Below are 14,972 nucleotides of genomic sequence, written 5' to 3'. Positions count from 1 at the left end.
TGTCGATCATCAGTCTTACATCACAAGCACCCACACGAATTGCTTGATTCAACTTGTTAAAGAGCAGTTGGTTAAGACTTTCGTCTCAACCGAGGCGCGCATTCTACGCTAACCTCATCTTTCGTCAAGCTTTATTTTTCGAAAATTTCTTTTCTACTCAATCGCTTGGGCTTCCGAGAAGCCAAACCTCTCATCAGCGGGAGGCGCATTCTACAGCGATCAAACTCGCTGTCAAGCACCTCGGCGACCTTCTTTTCAGCTCGCTGCCGGAGCAGCTAATGAAGAGCGGCAAGTGAATCACCTGCCTGATCGCCACCCCCAACCTCTAATCTCTGTAAGTACTTGATTTTCAAGTTCTTTCAGCGCTTCGTCGCTGGGAGTGGTGCGCATTATAGGGAGTTTAAATTGGTCGTCAACGACTAATTTAAACTTTCTTCACTCAGCGACCAGGGAAACACGAGCGAAGGCCTTCTTGCCGGCCTGCAGCACGTGAGTAGCGCCGACTTTGAAGACAAAGCTGCGATCCACCACGTCGCCATCCACACGCACGCCACCAGAAGACAGCAGGTCGCGAGCGACTGCAGAGTTCTTCACCAGCCCTGCCTTATTAAGGACGGCACCGATGGGCAGGTCTTCTGCCGCCGCCACTTCCACTTCCGGCAGATCTTCCGGCAACTCGCCTTCCTTAAGACGGTTACCAGCGGACTTGTGCGCCGAAGCAGCAGCTTCTTCGCCATGGAAGCGAGCGACGATCTCTTCGGCCAGCTTGATCTTGATGTCACGCGGGTTGGCGCCAGCCTCTACATCCTTGCGGAAACCATCGATCTCCTCCATGGAGCGGAAGCTGAGCAGCTCGAAGTAACGCCACATCAAGGTGTCAGGAATGGAGACCAGCTTGCTGTACATGACACCCGGCGCTTCCTGGATACCGATGTAGTTGCCCAGGGACTTGGACATCTTCTTCACGCCATCCAGACCTTCAAGCAGCGGCATGGTCAGGATGCACTGCGGCTCCTGCTCATAGGCACGCTGGAGCTCGCGCCCCATCAGCAGGTTGAATTTCTGATCGGTGCCGCCGAGCTCGACGTCCGCCCGCAGCGCTACCGAGTCGTAGCCCTGAACCAGCGGGTAAAGGAACTCGTGAATGGCGATGGACTGGTTGCTGGCATAGCGTTTGCTAAAGTCATCGCGTTCCAGCATACGAGCAACGGTGTACTGGGAAGCCAGACGAATGAAATCAGCGGGGGAAAGCTGGTCCATCCAGGTGGAATTGAACGCCACCTCGGTCTTCGCGGGGTCGAGAATCTTGAAGACCTGGGCTTTGTACGTCTCGGCGTTGTCGAGAACCTGCTCGCGAGTGAGGGGTGGACGGGTAACACTCTTACCGCTCGGGTCACCGATCATCCCAGTGAAGTCGCCGATCAGGAAGATCACCTGATGGCCCAGCTCCTGGAATTGGCGCAGCTTATTAATAAGGACGGTATGCCCCAGGTGCAGGTCAGGAGCGGTCGGGTCGAAGCCGGCCTTGATACGCAGGGGCTGGCCGCGCTTGAGCTTTTCGATCAGCTCGGCCTCCACGAGAATTTCGTCTGCTCCGCGCTTGATCAGCGCCAGCTGCTCTTCGACCGACTTCATTGCAGTTTCCTGTACGTTGCGAATTGCGAAAGGGAACCAACGATACAAGAACAGGCACTAAAAACAAGTTTTGCCCAGCGCCAGAGGACAGGACGTCAGAAGCCCGACATCAGGGTTGCTTCAGAGGGAATTTGGTTATATTTTAGGCAGTTATTTCACATTCCAAAAACACCACTCACGCCATGACGCAATCCGATCAGAAAGCGCCGTACTACCCGAAGAGCCATCTGCTGGCCGCAAGCGGTGTAGCAGCGCTCCTCAGCCTGGCTCTGCTGGTGTTCCCCTCGGCCGAGGTCGAGGCGAAGAAGACCACGCTCAATCTCGAGCTGGAAAACGGCACCGAGCAGATTCTCCAGGAAAAAGACGACCTTCGACCCGCTCCGGTCACGGAAGACGGCAGCTCCTCCCCTTTCGCGCAGATAGAAGGGCAGCCCGACAACCAGAACAGCGCCGGAAAAGACGCAGAAAAGAAGAACGATCTCGCCGATTCGAACCAGCAACCCTCCCCCTCCGCTTCCGCAGAACCTGCGTGGAAAAGCGTGACCGTGGGCAAGGGCGACACTCTTTCCAACGTGTTCGCGAAGGCCGGCCTGCCGGCGAACGCCGTGCACGACATGCTTGCCGCCAACAAGGACGCCAAGCAGTTCACCCGTCTTGATGTCGGCCAGGACGTGGACTTCCTTATCGATTCCAAGGGCGAGTTGCAGGGCCTCAAGGTCAAGCGCAGCGATCTGGAGACCATCAGCCTGGCGAAGTCTGCCAAGGGCTATGACTTCAAGCGCGACCTGGTCAAACCTTCAGTCCACGCCAACTATGCCCACGGCCGCATCGACAGCTCGCTGTTCGTCGCAGGCCGCAACGCCGGGCTGTCTCACGACCTGATCATGTCGATGGCCAACGTCCTGGGCTACGACATCGACTTCGCCCAGGATATTCGCCAGGGTGACGAGTTCGACGTGATCTACGAATCCCAGCAGGTGAAGGGCAAGCAGGTCGGCACCGGCAGTATCCTCGCGGTGCGCTTCGTCAACCGCGGCAAGGAATACACCGCGGTGCGCTACACCAACAAGCAGGGCAACACCAGCTACCTGCGCGCGGATGGCAGCAGCATGCGCAAGGCGTTCATCCGCACCCCGGTGGACTTCGCCCGTATCAGTTCGCGCTTCTCTATTGGGCGCTTCCATCCCATCCTGAACAAGATTCGAGCACACAAGGGCGTGGACTACGCAGCGCCGATCGGCACCCCGATCAAGGCGACCGGCGACGGCAAGATCCTCGAAGCCGGCCGCAAGGGTGGCTACGGTAACGCCGTGGTGATCCAGCACGGCCAGCGCTATCGCACCGTTTACGGCCACATGAGCCGCTTCGCCAAGGGCATCCGCTCCGGCGTGGCAGTGAAGCAGGGCCAGATTATCGGTTACGTCGGCATGACCGGGCTGGCCACCGGCCCGCACCTGCATTACGAGTTCCAGGTCAACGGCCAGCACGTCGATCCGCTGAGTGCCAAGCTGCCGACCGCCGACCCGCTGACCGGTCCGGAGCGCAAGCGCTTCATGGCTCAGGCGCAACCGCTGATCGCGCGCATGGACCAGGAGAAGGCAACCTTCCTGGCCCTGAACAAGCGCTGATCGATGCCGCTCTATCTGGGGGTAATGTCCGGGACCAGTCTCGATGGACTGGACATCGCCCTGATCGAGCAAGGCGCGCAGACCACTCTGCTCGCCTCCCACTACCTTCCCATGCCTGCGGCGCTGCGTGCCGATCTCCTGGCACTCTGCTCTCCCGGCCCTGACGAAATCGCCCGCAGCGCTCTCGCGGAAAACCGCTGGGTGCGTCTCGCCGCACAAGGCATCAACGACCTCTTGGCTCGCGAGAATCTGGCCGCAAGCGCCGTTCGCGCGATTGGCAGCCACGGCCAGACCATTCGCCATGAACCGCACCTGGGCTTCACCGTGCAGATCGGCAACCCGGCGCTGCTCGCCGAGCTGAGCGGCATCGATGTGGTGGCCGACTTCCGTCGTCGTGACGTCGCCGCCGGCGGCCAGGGCGCACCGCTGGTGCCCGCTTTCCACCGCGCGCTGTTCGGCAGCGATGGCCGCGAGTGCGCCATCCTAAACGTGGGCGGCTTCAGCAACGTTTCGCTGCTGAGCCCCGGCGAACCGGTTCGCGGATTCGACTGCGGCCCCGGCAACGTGCTGCTGGATGCCTGGATTCAGGAGCAGCGCGGCGAAACCTATGACCGGGACGGCGCCTGGGCTGCCAGCGGCAGCATCGATCAGGCGCTACTGCAGAAGATGCTGTCCGATGAGTTCTTTGCCGCGAAAGGCCCGAAGAGCACCGGACGCGAACGCTTCAACCTGAATTGGCTGAACGCGGTCCTGGCCAAGCACGACCCGGTCAAGGACGAAGATGTGCAGGCGACCCTGCTGGAGCTGACCGCGCAAAGCATCGCCACAGCGCTGCTGGAAGCGCAGCCCGGCTGCGAGGAAGTAGTGGTTTGCGGCGGGGGCGCCTTCAACGTCACGTTGATGCAGCGTCTGGCCGCCCATATGCCCGGCGCCAGCGTGATCAGCAGCATCGACCGCGGCGTGCCGCCAGAGTGGATGGAGGCCATGGCGTTCGCCTGGCTGGCCCACCGCTTCCTGGAGCGTGAGCCTGGCAACTGCCCGGAAGTCACGGCCGCACAAGGTCCTCGAATCCTAGGCGCGCTCTACCCCGCCTGAACCCATCCACAAACAAAAACGCCGCGCATCGGCGCGGCGTTTTCGCTTTTACGGCATCAGATCGAGAAGGACTGACCGCAGCCGCAGGTGGTCGCTGCGTTCGGGTTCTTGATGACGAACCGCGAACCTTCGAGACCTTCCTGGTAGTCCACTTCCGCACCGGCGAGATACTGGAAGCTCATCGGATCGACCACGAGGTTGACGCCGTCGCGCTCGACGATGGTGTCGTCCTCCGCGGTGTCTTCATCGAAGGTGAACCCGTACTGGAAGCCCGAACAGCCACCGCCCGTGACGAAAACCCGCAGCTTGAGGCGCGGATTGCCTTCTTCGTCGATCAGGTTCTTCACCTTGTTCGCAGCGCCTTGCGAGAACATCAGCGGAGTGGGGGTGAAGGTTTCGATGGTCATGGTGACAACTCTCCCGGCCGAAGCCGTACGTTACAACATTGCGGACTATTATCCGCTTACCCCAGAAAAACGGTCAACTAATCCGACTCATCCATTGGTCCAGATCAATCGACCGCCTTCCAGGGCAATCTTTCCTTACGGCAGCAGCGCGACGTTGGACAGGCCCAGGTGCTCGTCCAGACCGAAGAGGATGTTCATGTTCTGGATCGCCTGGCCGGACGCGCCCTTCACCAGGTTGTCGATGACCGACAGGATCACCACCAGGTCGCCGCCCTGGGGACGGTGCACCGCGATGCGGCAGACGTTGGCGCCACGCACGCTGCGGGTTTCCGGATGGCTGCCGGCGGGCATCACGTCGACGAACGGCTCATTGGCGTAACGCTCTTCATAGAGCTTCTGCAGATCGACACCACGGTCAGCGACGCGTGCGTAAAGCGTCGCATGGATGCCGCGGATCATCGGGGTCAGGTGCGGCACGAAGGTCAGGCCGACATCGCCCTTGGCCGCGCGACGCAGGCCCTGGCTGATTTCCGGCAAGTGCCGGTGACCTTTCACCGAGTACGCCATCATGCTTTCGCCGGCCTCGCAGAACAGCGAGCCGACCTTGGCGCCACGACCGGCGCCGCTGACACCGGACTTGCAGTCGGCGATCAGCTGGCTGGCGTCGGCCAGGCCGTTCTCCAGCAGCGGAATGAAGCCGAGTTGAGTGGCAGTAGGGTAGCAGCCGGGAACGGCGATCAGGCGTGCGGACTTGATGGCCTCACGATTCACTTCCGGCAAGCCGTAGACGGCCTCGGGCAGCAGCTCCGGCGCGCCGTGCGGCTGGCCGTACCACTTGGCCCACTCCTCGGCGTCCTGCAGGCGGAAGTCCGCGGACAGGTCGATCACCCGGGTACCGGTGGCCAGCAGTTCGCCGGCCAGCGCGTGGGCCACGCCATGGGGAGTAGCGAAGAACACCACGTCGCACTCGCCCAGACGTTTCACGTCCGGCACGCTGAAGGCCAGGCCGTCGTAGTGGCCTCGCAGGTTCGGGTACATGTCGGCGACTTTCACGCCCTCCTCGGAGCGCGAGGTGATCACCTCGACGCGCGCCTGGGGATGCTGTGCCAGCAGGCGCAGCAGTTCCACGCCCGTATAACCCGTACCGCCTACGATACCGACCTTGATCATCTGCCTGTCACTCCACCTATGGGGCCAAATTCAGGGGCAGTCATGATATGAGCCACCGCCCCCGCTGAACAGAGCGAATCCGCCTGAATTGAGGGTACGCGGCGCAAGAGTTTCCGCTTTCCGATCAGGGGCCTGATCGGCGCCTGGCGATACCGATTACCGCAGTCGAACGAACTTTCCCACACTGCAGGCGCCACAGGGGTGACGGCATTGCACGGCGCCACTACTATCGGCTCAACCGTGATCCGAGGACGTCCCGATGCTTTACCTGTGGTTGAAAGCCTTTCACATCATTGCCGTAGTCTGCTGGTTCGCCGGCCTCTTCTATCTCCCGCGCCTGTTCGTCTACCACGCCATGAGCGAGGACGCCGCCAGCCGCGAACGCTTCTGCGTCATGGAGCGCAAGCTGTACCGCGGCATCATGGGCCCGTCGATGATCCTCACCATCGTCCTCGGTGCCTGGATGCTCTATCTCAACCCCGCCTGGCTGACCCAGGGCTGGATGCACGCCAAGCTCACGCTGGTGGTACTGCTGATCGGCTACCACCACGCCTGCGGCGCCATGCTCAAGCGCTTCGCGCGCGGCGAGAACGGGCGCAGCCATGTGTTCTACCGCTGGTTCAACGAAGTGCCGGTACTGTTCCTGATCGCCATCGTGATCCTGGTGGTCGTCAAACCCTTCTGACCCCGACAAGGAGACTGTCATGTCCCTGCCCGCCCTGCTCGACCGCCGCCTGCGCATTCCCCTGGTGGCGGCACCGATGTTCCTGGTCTCCACCCCGCAACTGGTGCTGGCGTGCTGCAAGAGCGGCATCGTCGGCAGTTTCCCCGCACTGAACCAGCGCGAGAGCAGCGGTTTCAAGGCCTGGCTGGAAGAGATCGAAGCCGGGCTGGCAGCCGACCCGCAGGCAGCGCCCTATGCGGTCAACCTGATCGTCCACAACACCAATCCGCGGCTGCAGGCCGACCTGAAACTGTGCGTCGAGCACAAGGTGCCCATCGTGATCACCAGCCTGGGCGCGGTGCGCGAGGTGGTCGACGCCGTGCACAGCTATGGCGGCCTGGTGTTCCATGACGTCACCACCCGTCGCCACGCCGAGAAGGCGGCGGAAGCTGGGGTCGACGGCTTGATCGCGGTGGCCGCCGGTGCCGGCGGCCATGCCGGTACCTGGAGCCCCTTCGCGCTGGTCGCGGAGATCCGCCAATTCTTCGACAAGACCCTGCTGCTGGCCGGCTGCATCAATCATGGCCACGAGATCCTTGCCGCCCAGGTGCTGGGCGCCGACCTCGCCTACCTCGGCACCCGCTTCATCGCCACCCGCGAAAGCGCGGCCTCGGAGGCCTACAAGCACATGCTGCTCGACGCCCGCGCCGCCGATATCATCCACACCCCTGCCGTTTCCGGCGTACCGGCCAGCTTCATGCGCCAGAGTCTGGAGGCTGCCGGCTTCGACATGCAGCGGCTGAATGACAAGGGCGCGCTCAACTACGGCGAGAAACTCAAGCCGGTGAGCGACGAGGCCAAGGCCTGGAAGACCGTGTGGTCCGCCGGCCAGGGCGTCGGCGATATCCGCGACCTGCCGGCCGTGGGCGAGCTGATCGCGCGCCTGGACCATGAATACCGCCAGGCCCTGACCCGCAGCGCCGGCCTGTCCAACCAACTGCTGGTCTGAGCTGCGGCGCCGCTCACGAGATATCCGCCGAGGCCGCTTGTTGGCCTTCGGCGGCCCGATTACGCTGTAGCGATTCCAACATAGCCAGAAGACAAGGATGCCCCTATGGACCAATCCCGCTTCAAGATCGTGTTCGACGGCGCGCTGATGCCCCAGACGCCACTGGAGACCGCCAAGGAAAACCTCGCCCGCCTGTTCAAGAGCGATGCCGCGAAGATCGAAGCGCTGTTCAGCGGCCAGCCGGTCGTGCTCAAGCGCGACCTGTCCGGCGACGAGGCCGACAAGTACTTGCGCGCGCTCCATGGCGCCGGTGCCAACGCCCGCAAGGAAGCCGAAGGCGTCGCGGGCCTCAGCCTGGTGGAAACCGATGACCACCCCAGCGAAGCGACCCTGGCCGCCCGCGCGGCCGGTGAAGCGGCCAGCAACGAGCGGATGACCTGCCCCAAGTGCGGGCATGAGCAAGCCAGCGCCATCGAGTGCAGTGCCTGCGGCATCGTCATCGAGAAATACCTGGCGCGCCAGGCTGAGCTCGCAGCCAACCCGGCCCCCACCGCGGCGCCCCCCACTCCGAACACCGCAACATCGCCCTATGCGCCGCCCCAGGCACAGGTTGGCGACGACCCGCCAGAATTCGGCGAGCTGAAAGTCCGTAGCCTGTCCGGCCGGATCGGCCGCGTGCGCTACCTTGGCTGGTCAGCGGCACTGTCCTTCATCGTTTTCGGCGCCTACCTGGTCGCCAGCCTGCTGATGGCCGTTTCGCTGCCCCTGGGCGTAGCCGCCATTGCCGCGGTGGTCATTGCCGCCATGGTCTTCAGCGTGCCGATCGGCGTGCAGCGCCTGCATGACTTGGGCTGGTCCGGCTGGCTCTGGCTCGCGCTGCTGGTGCCCTTCGTCAACGTGGTCCTCAGCCTGCTGCTGCTGTTCATGCCCGGCGAGCAGTCCGCCAACCGCTTCGGTCCGCCGCCGCCGCCCAACAGCACCGGCGTCAAGGTCCTGGCCTTCTCCTGGCTGCTGTTCCCGGTGTTTGGCGGTATCCTCGCCGCCATCGCGATCCCGGCCTACCAAAGCTATATCGAGCGCGCCCAGGCTGCGCAGGCGCAGTCCCAGCAGGGCGACGAAGCTGCCGACCCGGCAGCCGCCGCGGAGCCCTCCGACGGCGACTTCAGCAGTGGCGACACCGAAGGCGGCGACTCGGATCAGTAATGCAACAACCCGTGGCGGGCGTGGTCGAACGCCACCCCGCCACAGAGACTCCTGAATGCCTCGTTTTGCCCTCATCACCGGCGCCTCCAGCGGTATCGGCCTGGCCCTGGCCGAAGCCCTCGCACGTCGCGGCCAGGCGCTGATCCTGGTGGCGCGCAAGCGCGACGCGCTGGACAGCATCGCCTGCGAACTGTCCCAGCGTTTCGGGGTGGAGGTGCTATTCCGCGTCTGCGACCTCTCCGAACCGCTGCAGATATCCGGACTGCTCCACGAGTTGGAACAGAGCGGGCGGCAGATCGAACTGCTGGTGAACAACGCCGGTGTCGGCACCTCCGGCACCTTCATCGACCAGGACTGGTCCCGCGAGCAGGAGCTGCTGGAGCTCAATGTGCTGGCCCTGGCGCGCCTGTGCCACGGCATCGGAGCGATGATGGAGCGCAGCGGCGGCGGGCGGATTCTCAACGTCGCCTCCATGGCGAGCCTCCTGCCCGGCCCCTGGATGAGCAGCTACTACGCCAGCAAGGCGTTCGTGCTGCACTTCTCCGAGGGGTTGCGCGAGGAGCTCAAAAGCCGTGGCATCAAGGTTTCCGTGCTCTGCCCAGGCCCAACCCGCACGGCGTTCTACCGCAACGCCGACATGCGCCTGGGCAAGCTCGACAATGGCAAGCGGATCATGTCGCCCGAGGAAGTCGCCTTCCTCGCGGTAAAGGCACTGCGCCGCGCACCGGCGATCATCATCCCCGGCTGGCGCAACCGACTCTTCGCCTGCGCGGTGCGCCTGCTGCCGCGCTGGGCCCTGCGCAAGCTGGCCGGCCGAGTCAATCGCCTGGCCCTGGCCGGCTAGCCAGGTTCAGTCCGCGCGCACCGTGCGGCCATCGGCCCACGCGCGCAGGGCTGCCAACTCCTCGGCCATCACCACCGACAGCGGCGCTGTGCGGCGGATTTCCTCCAGCAGCAACGCCTGGTCCACGGACCTCTGCCGAGCCTGCGCGGCATAGAACGCGCCGACGACTGCCTGCTCGATCTCCGCACCGGAGAACCCCTCGGTGGCAGCGGCCAGCTCGCCCAGTTCGAACTGGGCGGCGTCCAATTCACGACGCTGCAGATGGATGCGGAAGATATCCTGGCGTACCTCGTCGTCCGGCAGGTCGACGAAGAACAGCTCGTCGAAGCGCCCCTTGCGCACCAGTTCCGGCGGCAGGCGCTCGATGGCGTTGGCGGTGGCGACCATGAATACCGGCGCCTTGCGCTCGGCCATCCAGGTCAACAGCGTGGCCAGAACGCGCTGGCTGACGCCATTATCCTGATCTCCGGTAGCCACGCCTTTTTCGATTTCATCCGCCCAGAGCACGCAGGGCGCCATGCTGTCCGCGAGGCGCAACGCCTCGCGCAGGTTACGCTCGGTCTCACCGAAGTACTTGTTGTAGAGGCTGCCGAAGTCCAGGCGCAGCAGTGGCAGGCCCCAAAGGCCGGCGATTGCCTTGGCCGCCAGGCTCTTGCCGCCACCCTGCACCCCCACCAGCAGCACGCCCTTGGGCAGGTCCTTGTCCTTGCCCTCGGTGAACGCGCTCTGCCGCTCGCCCAGCCAGCGCTTGAGGCTGGCCAGCCCGCCCACTTCAGCGAAACGCGCGGTATCGTGCTCGAAGCTGAGCACGCCATCGAGGTTGAGCAGCTCGAACTTGGTGCGGTTGAGCTCCGGCAGGTCTTCCTGGGTGATCGCCCCGTCATTGCAGATCACGCTGCGCGCCAGCAGCCGCGCCTCACCGTGAGTGAGTCCGCGAAGGTTCTTCACCACCTGGCGCAGCGTGCGGTTGTCCGTACGTACCCGCGCGCCCCGGTTACGCTCGCTCCAGCGGGTCGCTTCCTCGCGGACCAGCCCCACCAGTTCATCCTCGGACGGCAACGATAGGGCAAAGCGCGCCGCGAAGCGCTGGACCTCAGCGGGCAGCTTCAGTGCATGGGAAACCAGCACCACCGTGGGGCGGAAATTCCCCTCGGCCATGGCGATCTCCTTGAGCAGGCGCACGGCACGCGGGTTGTCCGCCAGATAGGGATGCAGATCGCAGAGCACATAGAGGTTCGGCTGCGGATCGGCCTTGATCAGCCGCAGGGCATTCTCCGCCTCACGGCTGTCGTCCTCGCCCAAGGGCTCGCCGCCGAACCCCAGGCGCTGCAAGCCTTCGGTCGCCGACCAGAATTGCAAGTTGAGCCCGCGCCGTACCGCCAGGCCGGTCAGGGTTTCCAGGACCCTGGGCTCGTCCCAGGATTCGATCACGATCAGTTTGACCCTGGAGTCGAGCACCAGGCCCAGGTCATGGATATCGTTCTGCACGCTCGCTCCTTGCGCTGGCCGGCCCGGAACTGGGCGCGGCGGTCGACGGCCGCTAAACTGCTGCTCCTGCCCATATGACTGGAGGTGCATTTCGTGGACTGTCTGTTCTGCAAGATCGTCGCCGGGGAAATTCCCGCGCGCAAGCTCTATGAGGATGACCAGGTCATCGCCTTCCACGACATCGGCCCGCAGGCGCCCGTGCATTTCCTGGTGATCCCGAAGAAGCACGTCTCCACCCTCAATGACCTGACCGAGGCAGACAAGCCGTTGGCCGGGCACATCCTTTTCACCGCCCAGCGGCTGGCAAAGGAGCAGGGTTGCGACGAGGGCTTCCGCGTGGTGATGAACTGCAACGACCTGGGCGGCCAGACCGTGCACCACATCCACATGCATGTGCTGGGTCAGCGCCAGATGCACTGGCCGCCGGGTTGATCGGCGCCCCGTCGATAAAAGGAAGCTGCGCGCACCTCGGCAAGACCTGTCATCCGCCATCCGGTAAACTGCCGGGCGAATGTTCCTACTCGGAGGTGCGCCATGTCCGCCGACCGTCACTACTCTCCCGCCGACCGCTTCCTGCTGCAGGCCGATGCTGCACTGCGCACCCTGCTGCCGTTCAGCGGCCATCCGGGGCGCCCGTCCCCTGCCATCGTCCAGCCCGACGCCGAGCTCAGCGAGACTGATGCCCGCCACGTGGCCGGCCTGATGCGCATCAACCACACCGGCGAAGTCTGCGCCCAGGCGCTGTACCAGGGCCAGGCGCTGACCGCCAAGCTGCCGAAGGTACGCAAGGCCATGGAGGAAGCGGCCGACGAAGAGGTCGACCATCTTGCCTGGTGTGAGCAGCGCATCCGTGAACTGGGCAGTCGTCCGAGTGTGCTCAACCCGCTCTTCTACGGGCTGTCCTTCGGCGTCGGCGCCGCCGCCGGGCTGATCAGCGACCGCGTCAGCCTGGGCTTCGTCGCCGCCACCGAAGACCAGGTGTGCAAGCATCTGGACGAACACCTGGCGGAAATCCCCGCCGAGGACCAGAAGTCCCGCGCCATCCTCGAGCAGATGCGCGAGGACGAGGAGCACCACGCCACCAGCGCCATCGAGGCTGGCGGCCTGCGCTTCCCGGCGCCGGTGAAGTTCGGCATGACGCTGTTGTCCAAGGTGATGACCAAGTCCACCTACCGGATCTGATCCGGCCGGCAAGGAAAAAGGGGCGCCCACTGGGCGCCCCTTTTTCGTTTCTACTATCGAGCGTTACGAGCGCAGGGGAGACAAGGCGGAAAGTCGGGATGAAAGCGGAGTCTGCTTGAGCAAATGAGCATTTCAGCCCGGCCTTTCAATGCCGTATCTCCCAGCGCAGTAGCTCGATCAGCGCGGCATGTTGCGCGCGTAGAAGATCTCCAGCATCTCGTGCCGAACACGCTCTTCCACCTGCTTGCGCTGCTCGGGCGAGAGATTGCTCGTGGCATCGCCGAACAGGTAGTTGTCCAGGTCGAACTCCTTGAGCAGCATCTTGGTGTGGAACAGGTTCTCCTGGTACACGTTCACGTCGGTCATCTGATAGGCCTCGTACGTGTCGTCGGAGAGGTAGTTCTGGATCGAGTTGATCTCGTGGTCGATGAAGTGCTTCCTGCCTTCCACGTCACGGGTGAAACCGCGCACGCGGTAATCCACGGTGACGATGTCCGAGTCGAACTGGTGGATGAGGTAGTTGAGCGCCTTGAGCGGCGAGATGACGCCGCAGGTCGACACATCGATATCCACACGGAAGGTCGCGATGCCTTCCACCGGATGAATCTCCGGATAGGTGTGCACGGTGATATGGCTCTTGTCGAGGTGCGCCAGGATGGTTTCCGGTAGCGGCCCCGGGGATTCCTCGATCTGGCTGTCGGTCGGGGTGACCGGCTGCTCGGAGATCAGGATGGTTACGCTGGCGCCTTGCGGATCGTAATCCTGACGGGCGATGTTCAGGATGTTTGCGCCAATGATGTCGACAACATCGGTGAGGATCTGCGTGAGACGCTCGGCATCGTACTCTTCGTCGATGTACTGCACGTAGGCCTGCTGGTCTTCAGGCGTCTCGGCGTAGCAGATGTCATAGATGTTGAAGCTCAAGGTCTTCGTCAGGTTGTTGAACCCGTGGAGCTTGAGTTTGCTTTTCACCGTGGGAGAACTCTCATCAAATGCGGCTCTGCCGCGTGGTTGAGCATGCCCGTCAGATGCGTACGGCGCACCTGCGTAGGACGGTTTACACCTCTTCGCGATGGCGATTGTGGTTTCTGGTTTCGGGCGGAAGGCCCTGAAAAAAGGTGGCGCATTATGCAGAGGTCAGGCGACCTCTGCCAGAATTTGCGCACCCTTGATGATGAAAGGATGAAGGAAGCTGTCAGTCCAGTTCCACGATTTCGTAATCGTGGGTGATCTCCACGCCGGCGCGGCCGAGCATGATCGAGGCGGAGCAGTATTTCTCGGCCGACAGTTCGACCGCACGCTTGACCTGCGCTTCCTTCAGACCACGGCCCTTGACCACGAAATGCACGTGGATCTTGGTGAACACCTTCGGGTCTTCGTCGGCGCGCTCGGCTTCGAGGAAGGCCTCACAGCTCTCCACCGGCTGGCGGCCTTTCTTCAGGATGCTGACCACATCGAAGTTGGTGCAGCCACCGAGGCCGAGCAACAGCATTTCCATCGGACGCACACCCAGGTTGCGGCCGCCGGCGTCCGGCGGGCCGTCCATTACCACCACGTGGCCGCTGCCGGATTCACCGAGGAACATGGCCTCGCCCGCCCACTGGATTCGCGCTTTCATTGCAAAGAACTCCGCCGGAAAAAAGGGGCGTTAGCTTAACACAGCCCTCTAGCACGCCCACCGGGGCCTGCGGCTGTTACCCAGGTCTCATTTCCACACGGCGAGTATGCATTTATCACTTAAGCTGGCGCCGGTTTACTGGCACACTCTAGGAAATTGCCCGCACGAATGTTCCAGCTTTCCGATTGTTGGTAACACGTCGTCTGTTAAGCTCTTGCGGATTTACGTACGCGCAAGAATGCTCAGCAAGGCAATCTGCCGCCCTGCGGATCGAGGGGGATCGAGCCAGGGACGCACGGCACTACAGCTGGTCATAAAAAATCATTAGCGCCTGTTGTGCAAAGGCCACTCTTTATTCTTTCCGGGACTCGGGCATGGTAGCTATTACCCTCACACCCAAAATCAAGAACCTCGACAAGTTGCTCGCGCATTGTCATCGCCGCCGCTTCACCGCCAAGAGCACCATCATCTACGCCGGGGACCGCTGCGAGAGCCTGTTCTTCATCATCAAAGGGTCGGTCACTGTCCTGATCGAGGACGACGATGGCCGCGAGATGATCATCGGGTACCTCAACACCGGCGATTTCTTCGGGGAGATGGGGCTCTTCGAGAAGGAAGGCAGCACCGGCCAGGAGCGCAGCGCCTGGATCCGCGCCAAGACCGAATGCGAAGTCGCCGAGATCAGCTACGCGAAATTCCGCGAACTGAGCCAGCAGGATCCGGAGATTCTCTTCACCCTGGGCAGCCAAATGGCCGATCGCCTGCGCAAGACCACGCGCAAGGTCGGCGACCTGGCCTTCCTCGATGTCACCGGCCGCGTCGCCCGCACCCTGCTGGACCTGTGCCAGCAGCCCGACGCCATGACCCACCCGGACGGCATGCAGATCAAGATCACCCGCCAGGAGATCGGCCGCATCGTCGGCTGCTCCCGCGAGATGGTCGGCCGCGTGCTCAAGAGCCTGGAGGAACAGGGCCTGGTGCATGTGAAAGGCAAGACCATGGTGGTCTTCGGCACCCGCTGAAGCATCC

At 63.1% G+C, this 14,972-nt stretch carries 15 protein-coding genes; 9 read left to right on the top strand and 6 right to left on the bottom strand.

Features of this window, described 5'->3' with window-relative positions:
- Positions 1-435: 435 nt before the first annotated feature.
- Entirely contained in the window at positions 436-1,635 is a 1,200-nt protein-coding gene (gene tyrS, locus PNI01S_RS23815; RefSeq protein WP_024763553.1) for a tyrosine--tRNA ligase, read from the bottom strand.
- Between the two features lie 182 nt (positions 1,636-1,817).
- On the opposite strand from tyrS, the gene PNI01S_RS23810 reads away from it, so the two are divergent.
- Entirely contained in the window at positions 1,818-3,263 is a 1,446-nt protein-coding gene (locus PNI01S_RS23810; RefSeq protein WP_065085719.1) for a peptidoglycan DD-metalloendopeptidase family protein, read from the top strand.
- Between the two features lie 3 nt (positions 3,264-3,266).
- A complete protein-coding gene (locus PNI01S_RS23805) occupies positions 3,267-4,358 on the top strand; it encodes an anhydro-N-acetylmuramic acid kinase (RefSeq protein ID WP_084359431.1) in 1,092 nt (363 codons plus the stop codon).
- A gap of 56 nt (positions 4,359-4,414) precedes the next feature.
- On the opposite strand, the gene erpA is transcribed toward PNI01S_RS23805, so the two are convergent.
- Positions 4,415-4,765, bottom strand: coding sequence for an iron-sulfur cluster insertion protein ErpA (gene erpA / locus PNI01S_RS23800; protein WP_024763556.1), 351 nt, complete (start codon positions 4,763-4,765; stop codon positions 4,415-4,417).
- Positions 4,766-4,900: 135 nt separating this feature from the next.
- A complete protein-coding gene (gene argC, locus PNI01S_RS23795) occupies positions 4,901-5,935 on the bottom strand; it encodes an N-acetyl-gamma-glutamyl-phosphate reductase (RefSeq protein WP_045212607.1) in 1,035 nt (344 codons plus the stop codon).
- 259 nt (positions 5,936-6,194) lie between these two features.
- Between argC and hemJ the strand changes: the two genes are divergently transcribed.
- The 4 genes from hemJ to PNI01S_RS23775 all read left to right on the top strand — a co-directional run bounded on the left by hemJ (position 6,195) and on the right by PNI01S_RS23775 (position 9,655).
- Positions 6,195-6,620: a protoporphyrinogen oxidase HemJ gene (gene hemJ, locus PNI01S_RS23790; RefSeq protein ID WP_065085717.1), complete on the top strand. Its 426-nt coding sequence runs from the start codon at positions 6,195-6,197 to the stop codon at positions 6,618-6,620.
- A 19-nt stretch (positions 6,621-6,639) separates the two neighbouring features.
- On the top strand, positions 6,640-7,608 hold the full coding sequence (locus PNI01S_RS23785) for an NAD(P)H-dependent flavin oxidoreductase (protein ID WP_024763559.1): 969 nt from the start codon (positions 6,640-6,642) through the stop codon (positions 7,606-7,608).
- A gap of 105 nt (positions 7,609-7,713) precedes the next feature.
- On the top strand, positions 7,714-8,811 hold the full coding sequence (locus PNI01S_RS23780) for a DUF805 domain-containing protein (RefSeq protein WP_084359429.1): 1,098 nt from the start codon (positions 7,714-7,716) through the stop codon (positions 8,809-8,811).
- A gap of 55 nt (positions 8,812-8,866) precedes the next feature.
- Positions 8,867-9,655, top strand: a complete 789-nt coding sequence (locus PNI01S_RS23775) for an SDR family NAD(P)-dependent oxidoreductase (RefSeq protein ID WP_084359427.1) — start codon at positions 8,867-8,869, stop codon at positions 9,653-9,655.
- A 6-nt stretch (positions 9,656-9,661) separates the two neighbouring features.
- Here PNI01S_RS23775 and PNI01S_RS23770 read toward each other — a convergent pair whose 3' ends face one another.
- Positions 9,662-11,143 carry an AAA family ATPase gene (locus PNI01S_RS23770; protein ID WP_084359425.1) on the bottom strand — a complete coding sequence of 494 codons (1,482 nt, stop codon included), beginning with the start codon at positions 11,141-11,143 and terminating at the stop codon, positions 9,662-9,664.
- Positions 11,144-11,236: 93 nt separating this feature from the next.
- Between PNI01S_RS23770 and PNI01S_RS23765 the strand changes: the two genes are divergently transcribed.
- Both PNI01S_RS23765 and coq7 read left to right on the top strand, forming a co-directional pair.
- Positions 11,237-11,575 (top strand): histidine triad nucleotide-binding protein, encoded by a 339-nt coding sequence (locus PNI01S_RS23765; protein ID WP_024763563.1) that lies wholly within the window; start codon positions 11,237-11,239, stop codon positions 11,573-11,575.
- Between the two features lie 102 nt (positions 11,576-11,677).
- Entirely contained in the window at positions 11,678-12,325 is a 648-nt protein-coding gene (gene coq7 / locus PNI01S_RS23760) for a 2-polyprenyl-3-methyl-6-methoxy-1,4-benzoquinone monooxygenase (protein ID WP_024763564.1), read from the top strand.
- Between the two features lie 177 nt (positions 12,326-12,502).
- Here the strand turns inward: coq7 and speD are convergent, their stop codons facing one another.
- A complete protein-coding gene (gene speD, locus PNI01S_RS23755; RefSeq protein ID WP_024763565.1) occupies positions 12,503-13,297 on the bottom strand; it encodes an adenosylmethionine decarboxylase in 795 nt (264 codons plus the stop codon).
- A gap of 223 nt (positions 13,298-13,520) precedes the next feature.
- On the bottom strand, positions 13,521-13,943 hold the full coding sequence (locus tag PNI01S_RS23750) for an OsmC family protein (protein ID WP_084359423.1): 423 nt from the start codon (positions 13,941-13,943) through the stop codon (positions 13,521-13,523).
- Between the two features lie 374 nt (positions 13,944-14,317).
- Here PNI01S_RS23750 and crp point away from each other — a divergent pair, with 374 nt between their 5' ends.
- Positions 14,318-14,965, top strand: a complete 648-nt coding sequence (crp, locus tag PNI01S_RS23745; protein WP_024763566.1) for a cAMP-activated global transcriptional regulator CRP — start codon at positions 14,318-14,320, stop codon at positions 14,963-14,965.
- The last annotated feature ends 7 nt before the right edge of the window (positions 14,966-14,972 follow it).

It is taken from the genome of Pseudomonas nitroreducens NBRC 12694, from assembly GCF_002091755.1.
Lineage (GTDB): Bacteria > Pseudomonadota > Gammaproteobacteria > Pseudomonadales > Pseudomonadaceae > Pseudomonas > Pseudomonas nitroreducens.
This window is presented reverse-complemented; position numbering and strand designations above follow the sequence as displayed.